At 71.6% G+C, this 24,552-nt stretch carries 19 protein-coding genes and 1 pseudogene; 12 read left to right on the top strand and 8 right to left on the bottom strand.

Annotated elements, in window-relative coordinates:
- Window positions 1-67 precede the first annotated feature (67 nt).
- Window positions 68-469 carry a rhodanese-like domain-containing protein gene (locus VAB18032_RS23905; RefSeq protein ID WP_043721742.1) on the bottom strand — a complete coding sequence of 134 codons (402 nt, stop codon included), beginning with the start codon at window positions 467-469 and terminating at the stop codon, window positions 68-70.
- Between the two features lie 6 nt (window positions 470-475).
- Between VAB18032_RS23905 and VAB18032_RS23900 the strand changes: the two are divergent.
- The 4 genes and pseudogenes from VAB18032_RS23900 to VAB18032_RS23885 form a co-directional block, all read left to right on the top strand.
- A pseudogene (locus VAB18032_RS23900) lies at window positions 476-1,282 on the top strand (uridine kinase family protein); the annotation flags it as partial.
- Complete coding sequence (locus VAB18032_RS23895; RefSeq protein ID WP_169804629.1) at window positions 1,281-2,627, top strand: dipeptidase; 1,347 nt, start codon at window positions 1,281-1,283, stop codon at window positions 2,625-2,627. The pseudogene VAB18032_RS23900 and the gene VAB18032_RS23895, both read left to right, overlap by 2 nt.
- A gap of 70 nt (window positions 2,628-2,697) precedes the next feature.
- Complete coding sequence (locus VAB18032_RS23890) at window positions 2,698-2,904, top strand: hypothetical protein (RefSeq protein WP_043721739.1); 207 nt, start codon at window positions 2,698-2,700, stop codon at window positions 2,902-2,904.
- Between the two features lie 50 nt (window positions 2,905-2,954).
- Window positions 2,955-4,571, top strand: coding sequence for an ATP-dependent DNA ligase (locus VAB18032_RS23885; RefSeq protein WP_013735496.1), 1,617 nt, complete (start codon window positions 2,955-2,957; stop codon window positions 4,569-4,571).
- 25 nt (window positions 4,572-4,596) lie between these two features.
- Here the strand turns inward: VAB18032_RS23885 and VAB18032_RS23880 are convergent, their stop codons facing one another.
- The gene (locus tag VAB18032_RS23880; RefSeq protein WP_013735495.1) at window positions 4,597-5,406 is read right to left on the bottom strand and encodes an SURF1 family cytochrome oxidase biogenesis protein; all 810 of its coding nucleotides are present in this window, start codon (window positions 5,404-5,406) and stop codon (window positions 4,597-4,599) included.
- Window positions 5,407-5,620: 214 nt separating this feature from the next.
- Between VAB18032_RS23880 and VAB18032_RS23875 the strand changes: the two genes are divergently transcribed.
- Complete coding sequence (locus VAB18032_RS23875) at window positions 5,621-7,135, top strand: cobyrinic acid a,c-diamide synthase CobB (protein WP_013735494.1); 1,515 nt, start codon at window positions 5,621-5,623, stop codon at window positions 7,133-7,135.
- Here VAB18032_RS23875 and VAB18032_RS23870 read toward each other — a convergent pair.
- On the bottom strand, window positions 7,104-9,236 hold the full coding sequence (locus VAB18032_RS23870) for a transglycosylase domain-containing protein (RefSeq protein ID WP_013735493.1): 2,133 nt from the start codon (window positions 9,234-9,236) through the stop codon (window positions 7,104-7,106). The genes VAB18032_RS23875 and VAB18032_RS23870 overlap by 32 nt on opposite strands.
- A gap of 121 nt (window positions 9,237-9,357) precedes the next feature.
- On the opposite strand from VAB18032_RS23870, the gene cobC reads away from it, so the two are divergent.
- The 3 genes from cobC to cobA are packed head-to-tail and all read left to right on the top strand — an operon-like array spanning window position 9,358 to window position 12,802.
- Window positions 9,358-10,440 (top strand): Rv2231c family histidinol phosphate aminotransferase CobC, encoded by a 1,083-nt coding sequence (gene cobC / locus VAB18032_RS23865; RefSeq protein ID WP_013735492.1) that lies wholly within the window; start codon window positions 9,358-9,360, stop codon window positions 10,438-10,440.
- A complete protein-coding gene (gene cobT, locus VAB18032_RS23860; protein WP_043725551.1) occupies window positions 10,440-11,564 on the top strand; it encodes a nicotinate-nucleotide--dimethylbenzimidazole phosphoribosyltransferase in 1,125 nt (374 codons plus the stop codon). Before cobC ends, cobT begins: the two co-directional genes overlap by 1 nt.
- Entirely contained in the window at window positions 11,561-12,802 is a 1,242-nt protein-coding gene (gene cobA / locus VAB18032_RS23855) for a uroporphyrinogen-III C-methyltransferase (RefSeq protein WP_013735490.1), read from the top strand. Before cobT ends, cobA begins: the two co-directional genes overlap by 4 nt.
- A gap of 255 nt (window positions 12,803-13,057) precedes the next feature.
- Here cobA and VAB18032_RS23850 read toward each other — a convergent pair whose 3' ends face one another.
- The 3 genes from VAB18032_RS23850 to VAB18032_RS23840 all read right to left on the bottom strand — a co-directional run bounded on the left by VAB18032_RS23850 (window position 13,058) and on the right by VAB18032_RS23840 (window position 18,687).
- Window positions 13,058-13,642, bottom strand: a complete 585-nt coding sequence (locus tag VAB18032_RS23850) for a hypothetical protein (protein WP_013735489.1) — start codon at window positions 13,640-13,642, stop codon at window positions 13,058-13,060.
- Window positions 13,643-14,683: 1,041 nt separating this feature from the next.
- Window positions 14,684-17,263 carry a trehalose-phosphatase gene (gene otsB / locus VAB18032_RS23845; protein ID WP_043725547.1) on the bottom strand — a complete coding sequence of 860 codons (2,580 nt, stop codon included), beginning with the start codon at window positions 17,261-17,263 and terminating at the stop codon, window positions 14,684-14,686.
- Window positions 17,264-17,286: 23 nt separating this feature from the next.
- Window positions 17,287-18,687 carry an alpha,alpha-trehalose-phosphate synthase (UDP-forming) gene (locus tag VAB18032_RS23840; RefSeq protein WP_013735487.1) on the bottom strand — a complete coding sequence of 467 codons (1,401 nt, stop codon included), beginning with the start codon at window positions 18,685-18,687 and terminating at the stop codon, window positions 17,287-17,289.
- A 333-nt stretch (window positions 18,688-19,020) separates the two neighbouring features.
- Here VAB18032_RS23840 and ettA point away from each other — a divergent pair, with 333 nt between their 5' ends.
- The 4 genes from ettA to VAB18032_RS23820 all read left to right on the top strand — a co-directional run bounded on the left by ettA (window position 19,021) and on the right by VAB18032_RS23820 (window position 22,594).
- A complete protein-coding gene (gene ettA, locus VAB18032_RS23835; RefSeq protein ID WP_013735486.1) occupies window positions 19,021-20,697 on the top strand; it encodes an energy-dependent translational throttle protein EttA in 1,677 nt (558 codons plus the stop codon).
- A 15-nt stretch (window positions 20,698-20,712) separates the two neighbouring features.
- Window positions 20,713-21,159: an acyl-CoA thioesterase gene (locus tag VAB18032_RS23830; protein WP_013735485.1), complete on the top strand. Its 447-nt coding sequence runs from the start codon at window positions 20,713-20,715 to the stop codon at window positions 21,157-21,159.
- On the top strand, window positions 21,156-21,878 hold the full coding sequence (locus tag VAB18032_RS23825) for a DUF8185 domain-containing protein (protein WP_013735484.1): 723 nt from the start codon (window positions 21,156-21,158) through the stop codon (window positions 21,876-21,878). Before VAB18032_RS23830 ends, VAB18032_RS23825 begins: the two co-directional genes overlap by 4 nt.
- Before the next feature lie 131 nt (window positions 21,879-22,009).
- Complete coding sequence (locus VAB18032_RS23820; protein ID WP_043721735.1) at window positions 22,010-22,594, top strand: type III secretion system chaperone family protein; 585 nt, start codon at window positions 22,010-22,012, stop codon at window positions 22,592-22,594.
- Window positions 22,595-22,617: 23 nt separating this feature from the next.
- Here VAB18032_RS23820 and VAB18032_RS23815 read toward each other — a convergent pair whose 3' ends face one another.
- Entirely contained in the window at window positions 22,618-23,046 is a 429-nt protein-coding gene (locus VAB18032_RS23815; protein ID WP_013735482.1) for a globin, read from the bottom strand.
- 61 nt (window positions 23,047-23,107) lie between these two features.
- Window positions 23,108-24,448 (bottom strand): MFS transporter, encoded by a 1,341-nt coding sequence (locus tag VAB18032_RS23810; RefSeq protein WP_050814789.1) that lies wholly within the window; start codon window positions 24,446-24,448, stop codon window positions 23,108-23,110.
- Window positions 24,449-24,552 lie beyond the last annotated feature (104 nt).

Genomic DNA, 24,552 nt, shown 5'->3' with positions numbered 1-24,552 from the left:
CGACGCAGGACGCGGGCGACGGCCGGAGCCGGCCACCGACCGCGTCGGCGTCCGGATGCCGGACCGATCAGAGGCGTACGTCGGCCGGGCGATCGGAGAAGGGGAGGCCCGCGGCACGCCAGGCGTCCACTCCGCCGATCATGTCGGTCGCCCGGTGCAGGCCGAGGGCGCGCAGGCTGGCTGCGGCGAGGCTGGAGCTGTAGCCCTGGCGGCACACCACGACGACCTCGATGTCGTACCCGGTGGCTTCGGGGATGCGCCAGTCGCTGGCCGGATCGAGCCGCCACTCCAGCACCGTCCGGTCGATCACCAGGACGCCGGGCAGGTCACCCTGCTCCCGTCGCTGCATGTCGGTACGGGTGTCGATCACGAGCGCGCCGCGGGCGGCGGCCTGCACCGTTTCCTGCGGGGTCAACCGGTTCATGCCCGCGCGGGCCTGCTCCAGCAACGCCTCGACGCCGGGACTCATCACGGAATGGGACACGACCCGATCGTGCCTTCTGGCCTGCCGATTCACGGCCGGAAGCGGTGTGGGACAACACGAACGGTAACGTCCGTGCCCGTGGTTGCGGTCTTTGCGGCGTACGCCGAACTGGCGCGCCGGGTGCTGCGGCGGCCGGCGCGGTTGGGGCGTACCCGGTTGGTGGCGGTCGACGGTCCCAGCGGTGCGGGCAAGACGGCCTTCGCGGCGCGGCTGGCCGACGCCTTCGCCGCCACCGACGTGGGCCGCCCGCCGGTGGTGCACACCGACGACCTGCTCGACGGATGGGACGACCAGCTCACCTTCTGGCGCCGCCTGGAGGCCTCGGTGCTGGCGCCGGTGCGTGCCGGCCAGGCCGGTGCCTACCAGCGGTACAGCTGGGTGCGGCGGGCGTTCCTGCCCAACCCGGTGCCGGTGCCGGCGGCGCCGGTGCTGATCGTGGAGGGGGTCAGCGCGGCCCGCGCCGAGGCGGCGGCCGACCTGAGCCTGGCGGTCTTCGTCACCGCGCCGCAGTCGCTGCGGCTGACCAGGGCGGTGACCCGCGACGGCCCGGGAATCCTGCCCGAGCTGCGCCGGTGGCACCTCGGCGAGCAGGAGCACTTCCGCGCCGACGGCACGCAGGCCCGAGCCGACCTCATCGTCGACGGTGCACCCACGCTGCCACACGACGTCGACCGCTACTACCTGCGAATGGCGGCGGGCTGAGCTGCGATTCAGGTCGCACGGCACCGGATGCGGCGATGTGGCCGTCGGCGTCGGGTAAGGCCGGAATACGATGCCGGTCATGACCACACCGATCATGACGGAGGCCGAGCTGCGGGCCGCTGTGCAGCGGGAACTGCCTGGTGTACGGGCGGACCTGGAGCGCCTGGTCCGGATCCCCGGCATCGCCTTCGAAGGCTTCGACCACACGCACGTGGAACGCTCCGCCGAAGCGGTGGCCGAACTGTTGCGCGGCTGCGGACTCGACGTGGAGATCGTGCGGGCCGGTGGGCAGCCGGCGGTGATCGGGCGCAGGGCAGCGCCACCCGGCGCGCCCACGGTCATGCTCTACGCCCACCACGACGTGCAGCCCGTCGGCGATCGGGCGCTGTGGCAGTCCGACCCGTTCGAGCCGGTCGAGCGCGACGGCCGGCTGTACGGGCGGGGTGCCGCCGACGACAAGGCCGGCATCATGGCGCACATCGCCGCGCTGCGCGCCTTCGGCGATCGGCTTCCGGTCGGGGTGGTGCTGTTCATCGAGGGCGAGGAGGAGTACGGCTCCGAGTCGCTGGAGCGGTTGCTCGCCGCGCACCGCGACACGATCGCCTCGGACGTGATCGTGGTCGCCGACTCCACGAACTGGGACATCGGCGTGCCGGGGCTGACCACCTCGCTGCGCGGCCTGGTCAACTGCTTCGTCGAGGTACGCACCCTGGAGCAGGCCGTGCACAGCGGTATGTTCGGCGGGCCGGTGCCGGACGCCTTGACCACCCTGGTCCGACTGCTGGCCACCCTGCACGACGACGCGGGCAACGTCGCGGTCGACGGGTTGACCCAGGGCGTAGGCGCCACCGTCGACTACCCCGAGGAGCGGTTCCGTGCCGAGGCGGGCGTGCTGGAGGGGGTGCAGTTGATCGGTACCGGTCGGATCACCGACCGGATCTGGACCAAGCCGGCGCTCGCCGTGCTCGGCATCGACTCCCCGGCCACCGGCGAGGCGCCCAACGCGTTGGTGCCGACCGCCAAGGCCAAGTTGAGCGTACGGCTGGCGCCGGGCGACGACCCGACCAAGGCGTACGCGGCGCTGCGCGAACACCTGCACCGGCATGCCCCCTGGGGTGCGCAGGTCGAGGTCAGCTTCGAGCACGACGGGGCGCCGTGTGTCATCGACTCGACCGGCCCGATGTTCGACGCCGCCCGGTCGGCCTTCCGGGCTGCCTGGGACGGCACCGACGCGGTGGACATCGGCCTCGGTGGCTCGATCCCGTTCATCGCCACCCTGCGGGAGATGTTCCCGCAGGCGGCGATCCTGGTGACCGGTGTGGAGGATCCGCACGCCCGGGCGCACGGGCCGAACGAGAGCCTGCACCTGGGCGAGTTCGCCCGGGTCTGCCTTGCCGAGGCGTTGCTGCTGGCCAAGGTGGCCGAGGTGGGTCGCGGCTGAACCCGTAACTTCGCACGAATGGTGGCCGTTTCCGGTGTGTCGGACGCGGGGCTGTTGTAGCCTCTCGAACATGCGTACGAACGAGGAGATGGCCCGCCTGGGGGCCGCCGTCAGCGCTCTGGGAGACATCGACGTCTCCGCGTGGCCCGAGGACACGCTCAAGGAACAGCTCGCGGAGCTTTCCGCCGCCCTGGTCGCCCTGGACGCGTCGCTGTCCCGCATCGCCGAGGGGGTCCGTGCCCGCGGCCTGCGCGTGGAGGAACCGGTCCCGGCCTGACACCAGCGCTCCTGGCGTGCGTTGTCGGAGGTGGCTGGCAGGATTGGGGCGTGCGATTCCTCGACCTGGCTGCCACCTCCGCAGCCGTCGCCGCGACCAGCGGCCGGCGGGCGAAGGTCGAGTTGCTCGCCGAGGCGTTGCGCCGGCTCGATCCGGTCGAGATCGCGGCGGGAGCCGGCTGGCTCGCCGGTGAGCTGCGCCAGCGGCAGACCGGTGTCGGCTGGGCCGGCTTGCGTGACCTGCCGCCACCGGCGGCGGAGCCGACCCTGACCGTCGGTGCGGTCGACGCGGCCATCGACGCGATCGCCGCGGTGCACGGCAGCGGATCACAGGCCCGTCGCCGTGCCCTGGTGCACAGTCTTTACGCGGCGGCCACCGCCGACGAGCAGCGGCTGCTCACCGGGCTGTTCCTCGGCGAGCTGCGTCACGGCGCTCAGGCGGGGCTGCTCGCCGACGCGATCGCCCGCGCCGCCGGGGTGCCGGTCGCCGCCGTACGCCGCGCGTTGCTGCTCGCCGGTGACCTGCGTGAGGTGGCGGTGGCCGCGCTCGCCGGTGGCGCTGCCGCCCTGGCCGGGTTCGGGCTGCGGGTCGGGCGGCCACTCGCGCCGATGCTGGCCCAGAGCGCGTCCTCGGTCGACGAGGCGTTGGCCGCCACGGGCACCCCCGCCGTGGTCGACGTCAAGCTCGACGGCATCCGCATCCAGGTGCACCGCAGCGGGTCGGACATCGCCGTGTTCACCCGCAGCCTGGACGACATCACCGCCCGGGTGCCCGAGGTGGTCGCCGCGGTGCGGGCCCTGCCGGCCCGGGAGCTGGTCCTCGACGGCGAGGCCATCGGCCTGGACGAGACGGGCCGACCCCTGCCCTTCCAGCAGACCTCCAGCGCCGCCGCCCGACGCGGCGGGTCAGCCGGTGCCCGGTCCACAGGCGGGCCGACCGCTGCCGCGCCGGTCGCCCCGGCGGTGCGCGCCGCCGCCGCGAGCACCGGCACGACGGTGCTCACGCCCTACTTCTTCGACCTGCTGCATCTGGACGGCACGGATCTGATCGACGCGCCGGGCCGCGAGCGGTGGGCGGTGCTGCGCGGCACGGTCGACGCCGGGTTGCTGGTGGGGCGGATGGAGGTGGACGAGCCGCAGCGGGCCGGCGAGGCCTTCGCCGCCGCGCTCGACGCCGGCCAGGAAGGTGTCGTGGTCAAGGCACCCGACGCGCCGTACGAAGCGGGCCGGCGCGGCGCGGCGTGGATTAAGGTCAAGCCTCGGCACACCCTGGATCTGGTCGTGCTCGCCGTCGAGTGGGGCAGTGGCCGTCGCACCGGCTGGCTGTCCAACCTGCACCTGGGGGCGCGTGATCCGCGCACCGGCGAGTTCGTGATGCTGGGCAAGACCTTCAAGGGGCTCACCGACGACCTGCTGCGCTGGCAGACCGAACGCTTCCTAGGCCTGGCGGTGGAGCGGGGCGACTGGGTGGTGCGGGTCCGCCCCGAGCAGGTGGTGGAGATCGCCTTCGACGGCGTGCAGACCAGTTCGCGCTATCCCGGTGGGGTGGCGCTGCGCTTCGCGCGGGTGGTGCGGTACCGCGAGGACAAGTCCGCCGCCGAGGCCGACACGATCGACACCGTTCGCGCCATCCACGCCGGCCGCCCACCGGCCGCGCCATCGCCGTAGCGGCGGGCCGTCGGGTCCGCGGCGGTCAGGCGGGGGAGGGGTCGGCGGCGCGGTCGCGGGGTCGGTCGTCGGTCACCCCGGCCAGGCGGCGGGCCTCCCGGCGGGCGATCCAGCCGAAGCCGACCACGGTCATCGCCCCGAAGATCCACCACTGTACGACGTAGCCCAGGTTCTGCCAGTTGTTGGCGTGCCCCACCGGCACCGCCTTGAACACCGGATCGGCGGCCGGGGTCTGCTCGTCGAGCAGCACGTACCCCCCGTGCAGCGGGTACGGCAGTTGAGGGGCGAGCTGGGGCAGCGAGATCCGACGGCTTTCCAGCTGGCCGTCGCGGCGGGACACCTTGGCGTCGCCGCTCTCGCTCGCGCGTATCCGGCCCTCGACTGTCACGTCGCCGGCCGGGGTGGCCGGCATCTCCGGCTGGGCCAGCGCGCCACCCGGGGCCGGCGGGATCCAACCCCGGTCCACAAGTACGGCCGTGCCGTCGGTCAGCACCAGCGGGGTGAGCACCTCGAAGCCGACCTTGCTGTCGACCGTACGACCCCGGACCAGCACGATGTTGTCGGTGTCGTACCGCCCGGTCAGGGTGACCCGGGTGTAGGTCCGTTCCTCGGCCGGTGGTGGTCCGATCGTGCCGGGACCGCCGGTCGGCGCGGCCAGCGCCTCACGCAGCGGCACCGCCGCCATCTGCAGGCCGGCGTCGATCTGTTCGTTGATCGCGGTGCGGCCCCGGTAGCGGTCCAGCTGCCAGTTGCCCAGCAGCACCATCACCGTGGCGGCGACCAGAGTCAGCGCGAGGATGCCCAGCCAGCGCGGCGTCAGCAGGAACCGGTACACGCCACGAGGCTACCCGGTGGGTCATCGCCACCGTGCCGCGCCGCCGGCTGTGGTGGCGCAGCGTACCCGGGCGGTGGGCGGGGCGTGGGCCGGCCGGGACGCCGGAATGGGAGGGGTACCGGTCGGTGCGTGCCAGTAGTCCGGTTCGGCTATCGTCACGCGGGCGGAGCGCGCCGACCCCTCGGCACGCCCGTCCGTTCGCGAGGAGTCGATGATGACCGTCGTGCCGCGTCTGGTGTTCAGCGCCCCCTCGTCCGGGCACGGCAAGAACGCAGTGGCGATCGGCCTGCTCGCTGCGTTCGCCGAACAGGGGCTCGACGTGGCCGGCTTCAAGATCGGCCCGGATCAGGTCGACGCGGCGTACCTCGGTCTGGCCTGCGGCCGTCCCGGGCGCAGTCTGGACGCGCGGCTGGTCGGCTCCGAACGGCTCGCCCCGTTGCTGCTGCACGGTGCCGCCGACGCCGACCTCGCGGTCGTGCAGGGCAGCATGGGCCTCTACGACAGTCTCAGTGGCCGGGGCGACACCGAGTCCACGGCCGCGGTGGCCACCGCGTTGCGCAGCCCGGTCGTCCTGGTGGTCGACGTCGCCGCGATGGGGCAGTCGGTGGCGGCGCTGGTGCACGGGTTCCGGGCGTACGACGAGCAGCTGTGGATCGGTGGGGTGATCCTCAACCGGGTCGCCTCCTCGCGGCACGAGGCGCTGCTGCGCGAGGCGCTCGACGACATCGGCGTACCTGTCTACGGCGCGCTGCGCCGGCAGGACCTGCCACCGGTGCTGCCGTCCCGACGGCACGCAGTGGTGCCGGTGGTCACCGGTGCCGGCGAGGCCACCCGGGCGGTCCGGCGACTCGGCGAGGCGGTGGCCGCCACCGTCGACCTGGAACGACTGCTCGGCCTGGCCCGCTCCGCCCCGGCGCTGGGCATGCCGGCCTGGTCACCGCAGCCGGCGGCGGCCGACGACACGGCGGCCGTGGATCGGGCACGCCCGGTCATCGCGGTGGCCGGCGGACCTGGTGGCACCTTCAGCCACGTCGAGACCGTCGAGTTGCTGCGAGCGGCGGGGGCGGACGTGGTGACGGTCAACCCGTTCACCGACGAGGCACTGCCGGCCGGTACCCGGGCGCTTGTGGTCGGTGGTGCCCTGCCCGAGTCGTACGTCGAGCAACTCTCCGCCAACCGGCGACTCTGCATCGCGGTCGCCGAGCTGGCCCGTACCGGCCGACCGGTGGTGGCCGAGGGGGCCGGTCTGCTCTGGCTGGCCCGGGAGGTGGACGGGCTGCCCATGTGTGGCGTGCTCGACGCCATCGGCAGCCTCCGCGACGGACTGGTGGTCGGTTACCGGGAGGCGACCGCCCAGAGCGACAGCGTGATCGCGGTTCGCGGTGAGGTGGTCGTCGGGCACAAGGAGCACCAGGGGGTGCTCTCCCCGCGAGGTGGCCAACGTCCGGCCTGGAGTTGGGCCGGTGGTGCCCCGGAGGGGTTCGTCTGGCGTGGCGTGCACGCCTCGCAACTGGTCCCGCACTGGGCGGCGTACCCGCACCTGGCGACCCGGTTGGTGGCCGCCGCGACCGCCGACCCCGACGCTGCCCCGAACGCTGCGCCGGCTGTTGTGCTCGGCCCGCCCGCCGCGAGCGGGTCATCCGGCGTCCCGAGCGGCTCGGACGGCCCGGCGCCCGCCTCGGACGCCGGGCCGGTGGTCAGCCGACTATCCGGTCCGACGGTGGAATGAAGTCCCGCACCGGTTTGCCCTTGAGCGCGTCGCGGAGCGTGTTCGCGACCGCCGCGATCGGGATCTCCGACTGTCCGTCGCCCACCGCGTTGAACGGGTTGTCCGGGTCGGAGATGAAGCTCGCCGCGGCCAGTTCCGGGGTGTAACCGACGAACCAGGCTGACCGGGTGCTGTCCGTGGTACCGGTCTTGCCGGCCACCGGGCGACCCACCGTGCCCCGTACGCTGTCCGCGGTCGACCAGCCGCCGCAGCCACCCTTGGCCGGGGTGTCACCGGTCGGGCAGCGGGCGGCGTCGGTGGCGGCCCGGGCGGCATCCGCGCTGACCACCTGGCGGCAGCGGGGCTTGGCGACCTCCCGTTCGATGCCGCCGGGAGTCTTGAAGGTCGCCGGGGTGCCGTCCCGGTTGTAGATCGCGGACACCGGCATCGCCTCGCAGTACCGCCCGTCGGCGGCGACGGCGGCGTACGCGTTGGCCATCTCCAGCGGGGTGGCGTCGGAGACGCCCAGCGTGAACGCACCCCACTTGTTGGCCCTCGACGGCGAGGCGTGTTCCCGGTCCACGTCGGTACGCCAGCGCAGCCCCAACTGCTCGGCGAGCCGGACCGCCCGCTCCGCGCCGACCTGTTCCTCCAGCCAGACGAAGTAGGTGTTCACCGACTTGCCGAAACCGGACCACATGGTCTGCATGCCGCTCATCGCGCCGCTGGCGTTCGACGGCTGCCACCCGTCGTAGATCTCCGACCGGTACGAGTGTGGTGCGTTGAAGGTGGTGTTCAGGGTCATGCCGGCGTCCAACGCGGCCAGCATGGGGAACATCTTGAACGTCGATCCGGCCTGGTAGCCGGGCAGGTCGCCGCCGCCCATCAGGGGTGCCACCGTGTTCGGGTAGTTGGCCCGCACGTTCGGACCCGCCTCCGGGTTGGAGCTGAGCGGATTCTCGTTGACCTGCAGCGAGTAGGTGCGGTTCACCGCCATCGCCTTGACCCGCCCGGTGCCCGGCTCGGCGACCACGATGCCGTTGGCGAACGGGCTGCCGGTGTTGCCCTTGGTGCCCACGTTCTCCTCGGCCGCCGCCTGGATCTTCGGGTCCATGCTGAGCACGATCCGGTAGCCGCCGCGCCGCAGCTTGTCCAACCGGTCCAGCCGGTTGTCGCCGAAGGCCGGCTGCGCGCTCCACCAGTTCTTCAGGTAGTCGCAGAGGAAGCCCCAGCTGTTCCACTCCTCCGGCACCGAGGCGCAGTCGTTCGGCGGGTAGGTCAGCCGCAGCCGGATCGGCTCGGTCTTTGCCGCCGCGACCGAGTCCGGGGACAGGTAACCGAGCCGGGCCATGTTGTCCAGCACGTAGTTGCGCCGTGCGGTGGCCTCCTTCTGGTCCGAGCTGGCCGGGTCGTACTGCGAGGGCGACTTCACCAGGCCGGCGAGGGTGGCCGCCTCGACGGGCGTGAGTTCCTTCGGCGTCTTGGAGAAGAAGATCTCGCTGGCGGCGTAGATGCCGTACGCCCGGTGCCCGAAGTACGCCGAGTTGAGGTAGCGCTCAAGGATGTCCTCCTTGCTCAACTCCTTCTCCAGGTCGACCGCCATCCGCATCTCCTTGACCTTGCGGATCGGGGTCTGCGCGGTGGCCTCCTGCACCTCCTTCGGGGTGCTCGCGCTGTCCCGCAGCGCCATCCGCACGTACTGCATGGTCAGGGTCGAGGCGCCCTGGGAGACGCCACTGGATTTGGCGTTGGCCACGAAGGCCCGGGCGACGCCCTTCGGGTCGACGCCGTGGTGCCGGTAGAAGCGGTTGTCCTCGGCAGCCACGATCGCCTGCTGCATGTGCGGCGAGATGTCCGACAGCTTGGTGTACTGCCGGTACTCCTCGAAGAACATGGTCAGCACGGTCTTGCCGTCGGGCGCGTAGAGGTAGGAGGTCTCGGCGGGCAGGGCGGTGGCCAGCAGTCGGGTCTTGCTCTCCACGGCGTGCGCGGTGGCCTTGGCGCCGACGCCGGTCAGGGCGACCACGGGGTACGCCACGGCGGCGACGACGATGCCGGCGATCAGCCCGGCACGGAGGAGAGGAACGAAACGACCAGCGGCAGCAAGGGGTCGGTTGCTCACACCGATAAGTTATGACATTTCCGAATCATCCATGAGAAATACTCATGAAGTGATCGGTGGTGATGCGGCCCACCCCTCGCGCTGCTGTCACCCGTGCCTCCTTCCCGGCAGGATCGCGGACATGCACGCACCGCTGACCCCGGCGACCCGGTCGACCGCCGAGCCGGACCTCACCCATCACGGTGACGCGGAGGTGGGCGCGGGGCTGGTCGACCTCGCCGTCAACGTACGGCGCGCGCCGATGCCGGACTGGCTGGCCGAACCGATCACGGCGTCGCTCGCCGACCTGGCCGGGTACCCGGACCCGGAACCCGCGCGAGCCGCCGTCGCCGCCCGACACGGTCGGCCACCGGCCGAGGTGCTGCTGACCGCCGGTGCCGCCGAAGGGTTCGTGCTGCTCGCCCAGGCGCTGCGCGGCATCCGCCGACCGGTGGTGGTCCACCCGCAGTTCACCGAGCCGGAGGCCGCGCTGCGGGCGGCCGGGCACCAGGTGCAGCGGGCGCTGCTCGACCCGGCGGACGATTTCCGCCTGCACCCGGATGCGATCCCCGCCGACGCCGACCTGGTCATGATCGGCAACCCGACCAACCCCACCTCCGTGCTGCATCCCGCCGCCGACCTGGCCACCCTGGCCCGGCCGGGACGCGTGCTCGTGGTCGACGAGGCGTTCGCCGACGCCACCGCCGCCCCCGGACACCCCGGCGAGCCCGAATCCCTGGCAGCCCGTCGGGACCTGCCCGGACTGGTGGTCGTCCGCAGCCTCACCAAGACCTGGGGGCTGGCCGGACTGCGGATCGGCTACCTGCTCGGTGAGGCGGAGCTGCTGCACCGGCTGGCGGCCGTACAGCCCCTCTGGGCGGTATCCACGCCGGCCCTGGCCGCCGCGACCGCCTGCGCCGGCCCCACCGCGGTCCAGGCCGAGCGCGCCATCGCCGCGCAACTCGCCGCCGACCGCGACCACCTGGTCACCCGCCTGTCGGCCCTGCCCGGGGTACGCGTCGTCGGGCGTCCGGCCAGCGCGTTCGTCCTGATCCACCGGCCGGGCGCGGACCGGATCCGCGCCGCGCTACGCGAGCATGGTTGGGCGGTACGCCGCGGCGACACCTTCCCCGGCCTCGGCCCGGACTGGCTGCGGATCGCGGTGCGGGACCGGGCCTGCACCGACGTGTTCATCAAGGTGTTGGCGGAGATTCTGGAGGCATGATGCTGGAGACCACGATCGCGGCGATCGGCCCGCTCGACGAGGCGGCGATGAGCACGGCGCGGCAGTTGCAGACCCGGCTGACCAAGCCCGCCGGCTCGCTCGGCCTCCTGGAGGAGCTGTCCGTACGCCTCGCCGGCCTGGCCGGCACCTGCCCGCCACCGCTGCCGAGCCCGGCGGCCGTGGCCATCTTCGCCGGTGACCACGGCGTACACGCCCAGCGGGTGACCCCCTGGCCGCAGGAGGTCACCGTCCAGATGGTCGGCAACTTCCTGGCCGGCGGCGCGGTGGTCAACGCCTTCGCCCGGCAGGCAGGCGCCACGGTGACCGTGGTCGACGTCGGCGTGGCCACCCCCCTGCCCACCTCCGACGACCACCCGCCGACGGGCGACGCTCCCGTCGCTGCACCGGGTGGGGTCAGGGGCCACGGCCGCGTCGACGTGCCCCGGCTGGTCGACGCCAACGTCCGGCGGGGTACCCGGGACATGACCGTCACCGCCGCGCTCACCCGTGACGAGGCGAGGTCCGCCGTGGAGGTCGGCATCCGCATCGCCGGGGAACTGATCGACGGCGGGGCGGCCCTGCTGGTCACCGGCGACATGGGGATCGCCAACACCACCCCGGCCGCCGCGCTGATCGCCGCGTTCACCGGAGTCGACGCCGCCGAGGCGACCGGCCGGGGCACCGGCGTGGACGACCCGACCTACCAGCACAAGATCGAGGTTGTCCGAGCCGCGCTGCTGCGCCACACACCCGACCCGACAGACCCGCTCGGAGTGCTGGCCGCCGTGGGCGGACTGGAACACGCCGCGCTGACCGGGCTGCTGCTCGGTGCCGCCGCTCGTCGCGTACCGGTGCTGTTGGACGGGGTGATCGCGGTCTCCGCCGCGCTGGCCGCCGCGGCCCTCGCCCCCGACGCGGTCGGCGCGATGATCGCCGGTCACCGCTCCGCCGAGCCGGGTGCCACCGTGGCGCTGCGGCAACTCGGCCTCACCCCGCTGATCGACCTGGGCCTGCGGCTCGGCGAAGGCACCGGCGCGCTGCTCGCCCTGCCCGTGGTCACCGGCGCCGTCCGGGTGCTGCACGAGGTGGCCACCTTCGACTCCGCCGGGGTGGCGGAGAAGTGACAAGCCCCTACCCTCTCGGACTCCGACTGGCCGGCCGACGGGTCGTCGTGGTGGGCGGGGGAGCCGTGGCCACCCGGCGGGTACCGGCGTTGCTCGACGCGGGCGCGGACGTGCTGCTGGTGGCCCCGGAGATCAGTCCGGCGCTGCAGGCCCACGCCGACGCCGACCGACTGCGCTGGATACCCCGCCGGTTCCACCCCGACGACCTGGACGACGCCTGGCTCGTCCACGTCGCGATCGACGACCCGGACGCCGCCGCCGCCGTCAGCGCCGCCGCCGCACAGCGCCGCATCTTCTGCGTACGCGCCGACGACCGGGAGGCAGCGACCGCCTGGACCCCGGCGGTGACCCGGCACGGCCCGGTCACCGTGGCCGTCCTCGGCGGCGGCGACCCCCGCCGCGCGATGACCGTCCGCGACGCCATCCGCACCCTCCTGCATGAAAGGAAGGGCACCCTGTTAACGCCTGCGGTAGAGCAGGGGACCCCTGTTAACACTCCGACCGGTGCACCCGGCCGAGTAGCTCTGGTGGGTGCCGGGCCGGGCGACCCGGAACTGGTCACAGTCCGTGGTTGGCGGCTGCTCACCGAAGCCGACGTGGTGGTCGCCGACCGGCTGGTGCCCGGCCTGCTTCTCGACGAACTGCGTACCGGCGTGGAACTGGTGGACGCCTCGAAGATCCCGTACGGCCCGGCCCGCACCCAGGAGGAGATCAACCGGATCCTGGTCGACCGGGCGCTGGCCGGTGCCTTCGTGGTCCGCCTCAAGGGCGGTGACCCGTACGTCTTCGGACGCGGCGGCGAAGAGCTGCTGGCCTGCGCGGCAGCCGGCGTACCGGTGACCGTGGTGCCCGGCGTGACCAGCTCCATCGCCGCCCCGGCAGCAGCCGGTATCCCGGTCACCCATCGAGCGGTGGCGCACGAGTTCACCGTGGTCTCCGGCCACGTCGCACCCGACTCGGCGGCCTCGCTGGTGCGCTGGGACGCGCTGGCCGCCCTGCGCGGCACCCTGGTGATCTTGATGGGACTGAAGAACCTGCCGGCGATCACCGCCACCCTGCTGCGGCACGGTCGCCCGGCGGACACTCCTGCGGCTGTGGTCCAGGAGGCCACCACCGGGGCACAGCGAACCCTCCGCTCCACGCTGGGTGAGGTGGCCGGGGATGTGGCGGCTGCGGGGGTACGTCCGCCGGCGGTCGTGGTGGTGGGGGATGTGGTCGGGGTTCTTCCCAGCCTTTGATCGTGCCCGGTTCGTCCGGCTCTGTGGGGGTGGTTGCGGTGAGGGCTGGGGCGACCGTGCCCGGCTTCGGGCGGTCAGGCTTGATCCCTACGCCGGGCACGGTCGCCCCAACCCGACCCGGTCGACCTTCGCCCCTCCCGTCGGACCCCGTGGGTGTTGTCGGGGTAGGTGGGTAAACGCCGTTTGGCCGGCACCCGGGGTTCCGGGTACCGGCCATACGGTTCTTGCTCCCCCTGTAGAGGAATGTCTTTGGGGTCAGCTGTTCCAGTACTTGGCGACCAAGTCAGCAGCCTGCTGCTCCCACTGGGCGTAGTGATCCGGGTACGCCGACACCTGCACCGTCTGCGCGGCCCTGGTCAACGGCATGTCCTGCCAACCATCAACCTGCTTCAAACCCTTCAGGAACGCGGTGGTCGAGTACTCGGGATCGGTGATCTGCTCCACCGTGCCCCAACCACTGGACGGACGCTGCTGAAACAGACCCTGCGAGTCATGGTCGTTACGGTCACCCAGGTGGCCCAGGTTCTCCAACTTCGACTCCTGCAACGCGGTAGCGATCGACACGACCGCCGCACGCTCATCCATACCGGCCTTCTTCGTCGCCGCGATGATCGCCTTCGTGTTCGCCACCTGCTCACCGTTCAGATCGATACGCGACTGCGCACCCTGCACACCATGCGGAATCAACTTGCCCGCATCCGGCTTCTCAGCCTGCACCACGACGGGGGTGGTCCTCACCGGAGCGGCATCCGCGTGGGCGGCCACCGGACCGGCGAACACACCACCGGCGAAAGCCAGACCAGCAACACCCAGCATGCTCTTACGGAAGATCGAGTTCATGAGGAAGCTCCATTCGGGGGTAGACACACACCACGGGGGACGGGTGCATGCAAACGCCGTCAGGCGCTCAAAAAGGGGGGAAGGTTCACCGGCTCACTCGCGGGGCGGAGCCCATCGCGCACATCGCGGGGCGGGAAACCATCGCGGCGCCGGGACCATGTACAACCACTGACCGAGGGTGGTGATTCCCGGAGGGGCGGCTCACACCCGACCACAGGCGGTCACGGGCGGGCCCTGCTTGGTCAGCCACCCGATATAACACCAACCGGCGGGCCCACATTCCGGCCCGCACCCGCCAGGCTCAAGCCCGGCGCCTTCCTCGGTCGTTCAGACGGTTCAACGACCCGCAGGCATCCAGGATTCCCGCCGACCACGAATCGCGGTGGCCCCCCATGACGCAAGCGCCCGGGATGACCCAGCTGTCCGGGATGGGACCGACTCGGCCAGGGCCGATCGACTCCGTTACGCCGTAATGGCGGTATCCCGCTGCCCCGGACCCCGCCGTTACGGCGTAACGGTGAGGGCGACCCGGCCACACCGCCATCCCAGCGAAAAGTCCCGAGCTTATGCCCGGTAGATGCCTGAAAGTCCGTTCCGTTCCGGGCTGCCTGGCGATCTGGGTATAACCCGCTGGCCTTGCTGAGCGGAAGGATCAGGTGCGGATCTGCTGACTGGTCCCGCTGGTCCCGCTGGCCCGGCGCGCCCCCTGGCCCGCTGGCGCTGACCGGGCCGGACGCCGCGCTGACCGGGCTGGGCTGGCCGGCCGGGTGATCGACTCCGTTGCGCCGTAACGGCGGTATCCCGCCGCCCCGGACCCCGCCATTCCGGCGTAACGGTGAGGCCTCCACACCCAACGCCGGCGCACTGGGCGGAGCAGTCGCCCAGGCTTCCCGTCCGGGTCGGCGACGTGGTGATCTGGCAGGGGACTCGCTGGGCCTCGCCGACCGGGGCGAGGGGTGGATGGGGAGGTCGAGCGGCGGAGGGGAGATGGTGAGCGGCCGGAGACACCTTGTCTCCGGCCGCTTGGAAAACGAGGGTGGGTTACTGCTTGAGCATGTTGTCCAGCAGCAGGGCGCAGCGGATCACCCCGAGGTGGCTGTACGCCTGCGGGTGGTTGCCCAGGCCGCGCTCGGCCAGCGGGTCGTACTGCTCGGGCAGCAGGCCGGTCGGGCCGGCGGTGTCGATCATCTGGAGGAACAGTTCCTCGGCGTCGGTACGCCGACCGGTGCGCAGGTACGCCTCGATCAGCCACGCCGTGCAGATGTGGAAGCCGCCCTCCCGGCCGGGCAGTCCGTCGTCCCAGTGGTAGCGGTAGACGACCGGCCCGCTGCGCAGATCCGCCTCGATCTTCAGCACGGTGGACAGGAACCGTGGGTCGTCCCCGGCCAGCAGACCGGACAGGCCGATCCACAGCGAGGAGGCGTCCATGTCCTCGTCGCCGTACGCGACGCTGTACGCCGCGGCCTCCTCGTGCCAGCCGTACTCCAGCACGTTGGCGCCGATCCGGTCGCGCAGTTCCACCCACTCGGGGCGGTCCTCGCCACCGTGCTGGCGGACCACGTGCAAGGCGCGATCCACGGTCATCCAGCACATCACCTTGGAGAAGATGTGGTGCCGGGGTGGCAGGCGGGCCTCCCAGATGCCGTGGTCGGGCTCGTGCCAGCGGCGGCGGACCGCCTCGACCATGTTCTCCAGGACCCGCCACTCCTCGGCGCGCACCGAGCCGCGTACGTCGGCGGTGGCGGCGATGAGGTCGGCGATCGGGCCGAAGACGTCCAGTTGGAGCTGGTGGTTGGCGAGGTTGCCGACGCGTACGGGGCGGGAGCCGGCGTAGCCGGGCAGGGTGTCGATGACCGCCTCGGCACCCAGCTCGTAGCCGTCCACGGTGTAGAGCGGGTGCAGCCGTTCGGGGTGCCCGCCGGTGCGCTCCACACAGCCGTCGACCCAGCGCAGGAACGCCTCGGCCTCGGCGATCGACCCCAGGTCGACCAGGGCGCGGGCGGTCATCGCGGCGTCGCGCAGCCAGCAGTAGCGGTAGTCCCAGTTGCGGACACCGCCGAGTTCCTCCGGCAGCGAGGTGGTCGCGGCGGCCAGGATCGAGCCGGTCGCCTCGTGGCAGAGGCCGCGCAGCGTCAACGCGCTGCGGGCGACCAGGTCCCGGGCGGTGGTGGGCAGCCGCAGTGAGGCCACCCAGTCCTTCCAGGGGCGTTCCGCCGCGGCCTGCCGCTCGTGGATGGGCAGCCGGTGGTGTTCCAGGCTGTGCGTGCCGAAGCGCAGCTCCAGCACCACCTGCCCGCCGAGGGCGGACAGGTCCACCACCGCCTTGGCGCTCTCGTAGCCGCCGTCGTTGCCGACCTCCCACTGCACACCGGGGGAGTAGAGCGCGATCGGCTCGTTGGAGCCGAGCACCAGCAGGCCGTCGGCGAGCGGCTGGAGCTGCACGGCGACCTGCGCGAACTCCGGTCGGGGCGCGAACTCCAGCCGGGCCCGTCCGGTGCCGGTGAGCACCCGGATCAGGGTGGAGTCGCCGGAGATGATCGCCGGCCCGTCGGGGGTGGTCCGCGGGTCGGGCTTGTCGAGCCAGTCGGTGACGGTCAGCCCCGACCAGCGGGTCTCCACGGTCATGGTGCCCGAGCGGTAGCGCTGGCCCAGCGGGATGCCGCCGCGTTCCGGGGCGACGCTGAAGTGCCCGGCCGGGCTGCCACCGACCAGGTCGGCGAAGATCGCCGCCGAGTCGGGCTTGGGGTTGCACAGCCAGGTCACCTTGGCGTCGGGCGTGAGCAGTGCGACCGTACGCCCGTTGGCCAGCATCGAGTGCCGCTCGATCGGTACCGCGCGCTCGCCGAACAGCCAGTGCCGGCGGGTCTCCAGCAGCAGCCCGAGCACCCGGGCGGCCTCGATCGGCTCGGCCACCCGGTAGCCGGCCTTGGTCTCGCCGGGGCCGATCTTGATGCCGACGTCCGGGCCGCTGAGGTTGCCGAAGGCGTTCTCGTCGGTGACGTCGTCGCCGATGAACAGGACCGCGCTGGCCGAGAGCTGGGTGCGCAACTGGTCGACCGCGGTGCCCTTGTGGGTGGCCACCACGGACAGCTCGATGACTTCCTTGCCCTGGGTGACGGTGACGTCCGGCCAGGTGGCGGGGCCGTTGCGGACCGCCTCGATGGCGGCGGCGGCGACCTGCGGTTCGACCCCCCGGGTGTGTACGGCGACGCTCGCCGGCTTGCGTTCCAGCCGTACGCCCGGGTGGGCCGCGGCGATCTCGCGCAGCGCGTCCCGCAGTCGCTTGCGCACCTCGATCAGCTCGGGGGAGAGCCGTTCGACGAAGCCGATGTCGAATTCGGAGCCGTGGCTGCCGACCAGGTGCACCTCGCTGGGCAGCCGGGAGAGCGCGGCCAGGTCACGAAGCGCCCGGCCGGAGACGACCGCGACGGTGGTCTGCGGTAGCGCGGCCAGGGCGCGCACCGCGGCAACGGACTCCGGCAGGGGTACGGCCTTGCTCGGGTCCTCGACGATCGGCGCGAGCGTGCCGTCGTAATCGCAGGCGATCAGCAGCTGGGGCACCCGGGCGATCCGCCCGATGGCGGAGGCCAGTTCCCGGTCCATCGTGCCCGCCGTGGGCATGATGATTTCACTGGAGGGGGCGCTCACGCCGCCTCCATGTCAGGCACACCGAGTTCGGTGAGGAAGGACTTCGCCCAGTGCCCCACGTCATGGGTGCGCAAATGGCGTTGCATAGTCCGCATACGGCGACGAGCCTCCGGCTTCTCCACGTGCACGGCTCGGAGCAGGGCATCCTTGACTGCGTCCGGGTCGTGCGGGTTGCACAGGAACGCCTGACGCAGCTCGGTGGCCGCGCCGGCGAACTCACTGAGTACGAGTGCGCCCCCGTGGTCCGCCCTTGATGCGACGTACTCCTTGGCCACCAGGTTCATACCGTCTCGCAGCGGGGTCACCATCATCACGTCGGCGGCGGCGTACATCGCAGCAAGTTCGGTCCGACTGTACGACTGATGCAGATAATGCACGGCGGGCACACCGACCCGGCCGAATTCGCCATTAATCCGACCGACCTCGCGTTCGACCTTGACACGAAGTGCCTGGTAGTGCTCGACGCGTTCGCGACTCGGCGTGGCTACCTGCACCATAACAGCGTCGGGGACTGTCAACTTTCCGTCAGCCAACAACTCCCGGAAGGCCTTGAGTCGCAACTCGATGCCCTTGGTGTAGTCGAGGCGGTCGACGCCGAGGATGATGGTGCGCGGGTTGCCCAGCTCCTCGCGGATCTCCTTGGCCCGCGCCTGGATCGCCGGGTCCGCGGCCAGCCGTTCCATCTCCTTGGTGTCGATCGAGATGGGGAAGGCGCCGGCCTTCACCTGCCGCCCGTCGACCTGGATCATCTGCCCTTCGTAGCGCAGGCCGAGCAGGTGACGGGCGAGCCGGACGAAGTTCTGTGCGGCCAGCCGCTGCTGGAACCCGACCAGGTCGGCGCCGAGCAGCCCGCGCAGGATCTCGGTGCGGAACGGCATCTGCATGAACAGCTCGATCGGCGGGAACGGGATGTGCAGGAAGAAGCCGATCCGCAGGTCGGGACGCAGTTCCCGGAGCATCGCCGGCACCAGTTGAAGCTGGTAGTCCTGGACCCACACCGTGGCCCCGTCGGCCGCGACCTCGGCGGCGGCCTCCGCGAACCGGGCGTTGACCAGCCGGTACGCCTCCCGCCAGCGACGCTTGTAGGCGGGCGTCTCCACGGCGTCGTGATAGAGCGGCCAGATCGTGGCGTTGGACTGGCCCTCGTAGTAGCGCTCGAGTTCCTCGGCGCTCAACGGCACCGGGTGCAGTCGGATGCCCTCCAGGTCGAACGGCTCGGGAGCGGCGCCGGTGCCACCGGCCCACCCGACCCAGGTGCCCTGATGCTCGGCGAGGACGGGGTGCAGGGCGGTGACCAGGCCGCCAGGGCTGCGTCGCCACTGCCGGCCCTCGGGTGTGCTCACCTCGTCGACCGGTAGGCGGTTTGCCACTACGACAAAGGAGCTACGGACGGTCACGATCGGCCACCTCCGGGTGCTGACGGGTCCACCGCGATGAGCGTACTGAGCGTATCTGCGGCGTCTGTTGCTCAGTGCCGGAGTGACGTACCCGTCCCAGACCGGCCGAACCTTGCACGTGATCATGTTGACAGGCCGTCGGCCGCCCTCCGCGCAACCGGGTCCGACGGGCGGGGCGATGTGGGCGGAGCCCGGCGGACCTGTCAGGATTGACGATGGCGTGCGCGCGGCCGGGCAACGGTCGTGGCGGCGGGTGACGGCGCGTCCCACGTCCCGCGCCTGCCCCGCACCACGCAAATCGACGATTCAGTCCTGACGGAGGTAGCCCGCACCGTGGCCCAGTTCATCTACGTCCTGGAGAAGGCGCGCAAGGCGCACGGCGACAAGGTCGTGCTCGACAACGTGACGCTGAACTTCCTGCCTGGGGCCAAGATCGGTGTGGTCGGCCCGAACGGTGCTGGTAAGTCCAGCCTTCTCAAGATCATGGCAGGGCTCGACCGGCCCAGCAACGGCGAGGCCCGGCTCATGCCCGGCTACACCGTGGGGCTGCTCGCCCAGGAGCCGCCGCTCAACGAGGAGAAGACCGTCCTCGGCAACGTGGAGGAGGCGGTCGCCGAGACCAAGGCCAAGCTGGAGCGGTTCAACGCGATCGCCGAGCAGATGGCCACGGACTACTCCGACGAGCTGATGGAGGAGATGGGCCGGCTGCAGGAGGAGCTGGACAACGCCGACGCGTGGGACATCGACTCGAAGCTCGAACTGGCCATGGACGCGCTGCGCTGCCCGCCGCCGGACGCCGACGTGACCACCCTCTCCGGTGGTGAGCGCCGCCGGGTGGCGCTGTGCAAGCTGCTGCTGGAGGCGCCGGACCTGCTGCTGCTCGACGAGCCCACCAACCACCTGGACGCGGAGAGCGTGCAGTGGCTGGAGCAGCACCTGGCCAAGTACGCCGGCACCGTCCTGGCGATCACCCACGACCGGTACTTCCTGGACAACGTGGCCGGCTGGATCCTGGAGCTGGACCGTGGCCGGGCCATCGGGTACGAGGGCAACTACTCCACCTACCTGGAGAAGAAGGCCGCCCGGCTCTCCGTCGAGGGGCGCCGCGACGCCAAGATGAAGAAGCGCCTCTCCGAGGAACTGGAGTGGGTCCGCTCGAACGCCAAGGCCCGGCAGACCAAGTCCAAGGCCCGGCTCGACCGGTACGACGAGATGGCCGCCGAGGCGGAGAAGACCCGCAAGCTGGACTTCGAGGAGATCCAGATCCCGCCGGGCCCGCGTCTGGGCAACACAGTCATCGAGGCGCACAACCTGACCAAGGCCTTCGGGGACCGGGTGCTGATCGAGAACCTGTCGTTCTCGCTGCCGCGCAACGGCATCGTCGGCATCATCGGCCCGAACGGCGTCGGCAAGACCACGCTGTTCAAGACCATCGTCGGGTTGGAGCAGCCGACCAGCGGCTCGGTCAAGGTCGGCGAAACGGTCTCGCTGTCGTACGTCGACCAGAACCGGCAGGGCCTCGACGGCGACAAGACCGTCTGGGAGGTCGTCTCCGACGGGCTGGACCACCTCATGGTGGGCAAGGTCGAGATGCCGTCGCGGGCGTACATCGCGGCGTTCGGGTTCAAGGGTCCGGACCAGCAGAAGCCGACCAAGGTGCTCTCCGGCGGCGAGCGCAACCGGCTCAACCTGGCGCTGACGCTGAAGATCGGCGGGAACGTGATCCTGCTCGACGAGCCGACGAACGACCTGGACGTGGAGACCCTGTCCAGCCTGGAGAACGCGCTGCTGGAGTTCCCCGGCTGCGCCGTGGTGATCTCCCACGACCGGATGTTCCTGGACCGGGTCGCCACGCACATCCTGGCCTGGGAGGGCGACGACGAGAACCCGGCCAAGTGGTTCTGGTTCGAGGGCAACTTCGAGGCGTACGAGAAGAACAAGATCGACCGGCTCGGCGCGGAGGCGGCCCGACCGCACCGGGTGACCTACCGCAAGCTGACCCGCGACTGACCGGCGAGCGACGTCGTGGCTGATCGGTTCGTCTACCACTGCACCCTGCGGTGGTCCGACCTCGACGCGTACGGCCACGTCAACAACGCCCGCTTCCTCACCCTCTACGAGGAGGCCCGGGTGGCGTTGATGTTCGTCGGCGCGCGGGCGCAGGGCATCGACTCGTTCGCCGACGGAGTGGTCATCCGTCGGCACGAGGTCGACTACCTGCGCCCGGTCGACTACGCCCTGGGTCGGGCCACCGCCGACGCGGCCCCGACCGTACGGATCGAGATGTGGGTGGGGCGGATCCGCGCCGCCTCCTTCACCGTCAGCTACGAGATGTACGACGGTGAGCTGCTGGTCAGCCGGGCACAGTCGGTGCTGGTTCCGTTCGACCTGGCCCGGCAGGTGCCCCGGCGGCTCACCGACCGGGAACACTCCTTCCTGCTCGGGTACGCCCCGGACGGTGGCGAGGCATGAGCGCGGGCGGCGTCACACCCGGGCCGGGATCCGATACCGCCGAGTCGCGGCACGGGCTCGACGGGGTCGCCGACGCAGGGGCCTTCCTGGCCCGGCTGGTCCGGTTGGAGCCGGCGGCCCTGGTGCGGTTACGCCCGACCGGCACACCGGGGCGTACGGCCCTCTGGGGGCGTCTGCCGTGGGGGGTGCTGGCCGTGCGGACGGTGTCCGGCCCCGGCGCTGGGGACGTCACCGTGGCGGCCGGGCAGTTGCTCGCCGAGCTGGCGGCGGGCCGGGCGGGACTGCCCGCCCGGCGTGACGCCCAGTGGCGCTGGCCGCTGCCGCCGGCGGCCAGCCGGCCGGTGGAGAACCTGCCGGGCGAGGACGTACGCCGACTCGCCGAGGCCGCCGCCGGCACCCTGCGCGAGGCGGCGACGAACGGCGTAGCCGGCCGGGCGGTGGGGCAGCGGACGCTGCGTGACGCCCTGCTGGACCATGTCGCGGTGGTGGTGACGCCGGACGACGCACCTGACCGTCCGGTGGAGGTGACCCAGCGACTGGTGCAGGGTCTGATCAGGATGGGTTTCCTGGGGGCGACCGGCGGATCGTCGGGCATCGACGAGGTCCGGGTACGCGCGGCTGGCCGTTGGGTCGCCCTGGTGGGACCGTACGGAGCTGTGTGGTCGCAGAAGGCTACGGATCTTGCCGTGCGGCCGCTTGACCCTCGTCCGAAAGTATGACCTCAGGTCAACCTTCTGGTTTGGGGCTGGCGTTGGGGGGATGCTTCGCTCCGACTGTCCGGGTACCGTCCATCCTCGGATCCCACCCACCGTATGCAACTGGATCCGCTGGGGAGTGAGGTGCGCGAGCGATGCCGTGGTGGTCATGGCGCCCCGGTCCCGCCAGTGGCGGCGACCCGGAAACTCGAAGCAGTGTCACGGTGGAGGAGGCCGTCAGAGTCGGCCCGCCGACGCCCCGTCAACCCGGGGACGACTGCCCGGGCGGGGAACATCCGTTGATCGCCGACATGTCAGCCACCGTCGAACCGGTCACCCTGCGCCGCATCTGCGACGCGTTGGACCTGCTCGACGTGCGCTACCTGGCCGACGGCGACGGCAACCTGCTGGCCATGTGGGAGCGGCACGCCGTGCTGGTCACCCTGGAGGGCCCTGAGGACGAGATCCTGGTGCTCCGGGCCCGCCCGCACGCGACCGTGCCGCCAGACTGGGCGGACCGGGCCTACCGGGTGGTCAACGAGTGGAACCACACGCGCCGCTTCTGCAAGGCGTACGTGGGCGACGCCACCGAACGGGGGCAGTTGCCGATCTACGCCGAGCTGCAGGTGCCGCTCGCCGCAGGTGCCCACGACGCGCTCCTGGTCGAGTTGCTCGACTGCGGGGCGGCCGTGGCCACGAGTTTCGTCGACTGGCTGCACGACGAGGGTGCCCTGCTCTGACGGGGGACGTGCCGCCGCGGGGGTCACCCCGAGGCGGCCGGGTCCTCCATCGCGTTGACCATGAAGTAGGCCGCCCGCTCCAGGTAGTTCCAGAGCTCGGTGGCGGTCGCCTCCGGCAGGTCGAGGCTGTCGACCGCGCGGCGCATGTGGCGCAGCCAGGCGTCGCGTTCGGCCGCGCCGATCCGGAAGGGCGCGTGCCGCATCCGCAGCCGGGGGTGCCCGCGTTGGGCGGAGTACGTGTTCGGGCCGCCCCAGTACTGCATGAGGAACAGCCGCATCCGGTCGGCGGCCGGCCCCAGGTCCTCTTCCGGGTACATGGGGCGCAGCAACGGGTCGCTGGCGATGCCGGCGTAGAACTCATCGACCAGCTTGCGGAACGTGGGCTCGCCGCCGACGGCGTCGTACAGCGTCACGGCCTCGCCGCGGGGCTCGGACTCACCTGCGGGATTCACCCTTCCATCCTGCCAGGCGTTGCCGGGCGGTGAGCGTACCGGGACCTGCCGACGCCGTGGTTCAGGTCACCGCGTGCCGTGGTCGGTCGACGTTGCCCTGGCCCGGCTCCTGCGACGGGGTGGCCGAGCCGGCGGAGGAGGCCCGTGCCGCCTCCACCGTGGCCTCCACCGTCTGCGCGTCGGGCCAGCGTCGGGCGACGAACGCCATCAGCACCACCCCGGCGGCACTCCACAGCCCGACCACGATCGGGATCGGGTAGTGCTCGGCGAGCAGGCCGGTCGCCAGGACCGCAGCACCCTGGATGACCTGGACCCCGGTGGCCATCACGCCGAACGCCCGGGCCCGGTAGCCGTGCGGCAGGGCCTGGACGAAGAGGCCGTTCGCCACCGGCAGGATGCCGGCGACCGCGAACCCGCAGGCGGCGGCGAGCAACGCCACCACCACCGGTGGCGGGTCGAGCAACGAGGGGACCAACATCAACGGGGCGATGACCGCCAGTGGCCGGAGCAGGGCGATGCGTCGCGACGGCGCGACCGCCCGGCCCATCAGCAGCCCACCGAGAATGAACCCGACCGGGCTCGACGCCATGATCAGAGCCTGCGCCATTCCCGCGTTCATCCCGCTGTCCGCGCGTTCGTTGGCCCAGGCCGCGGCCAACCCTTCGGGCACGATCGAACAGAGCATCGCGCCGAAGACGAGGATCGCGATGGCCCGCAGCACCGGCGTACGGAACACCAGCCGGAACCCCTCGGCGGTTTCCCGGAGCAGGTGACGGCGGTGCTCGCTGGCAATAGCCGGTGCCCGGTCCCGCGTCCCGAAGCGGACCAGCACCGCCGAGACGGCGAAGGCTGTCGCGTTCATCAGCAACGCGGCGGTGGTGTTCACGGTGGCCACCGCCGCACCGAGCAGATAGCCGACGACCTGGGCGGCCTGCCCGACGCTGGCGTTGATCGAGAGCCCGACGACGAGTCGGTCGCCGGGCAGGATCAACGGCATCAGCGCGGAGCGTGCCGCCTGGCTCGGTGGATTGGCCAGGGTGGTGGCGAACAGGAGGGCCAGGATCAGCGGCACCGGCATCCCGGGGATGGCGATGAGCAGCATCAAGGCCATCCGGATGAGGTCGCAGATCACCATGATCTGGCGATAGCGGTGCCGTTCGGCGATCGTGGCCAGCAGTGGGCCACCGATCAGCCAGGGCAGATAACTGACCGCGAAGGCAGCCGCCGAGAGCGCGACGGAGTCGGTCTCCTTGTAGACGAGCAGGGTGACCGCTGCCTTGGCGACGTAGTCACCGATCCAGGTCAGGGTGTTGGCCAGGAAGATGGCTCGATACTCACCCTGGGCGAAGACCTCACGGAAAGTGGCCGGACCTTCCGGAGGAGGCCGCTCGTCCGACACCATCGCCTCCATCGGCCGGTGACAGGCCACTCGTGATGGCCGGCCCCGAGGCCATCGTCAGATCTACGGATCAGCGAGGACGTGACCACGCTCGGGGAGCGCGTGCA

Source organism: Micromonospora maris AB-18-032 (genome assembly GCF_000204155.1).
Taxonomy (GTDB): Bacteria; Actinomycetota; Actinomycetes; order Mycobacteriales; family Micromonosporaceae; genus Micromonospora; species Micromonospora gifhornensis.
The sequence above is the reverse complement of the archived record's forward strand: the minus strand, read 5'-3'. Positions and strand labels throughout refer to the sequence as shown.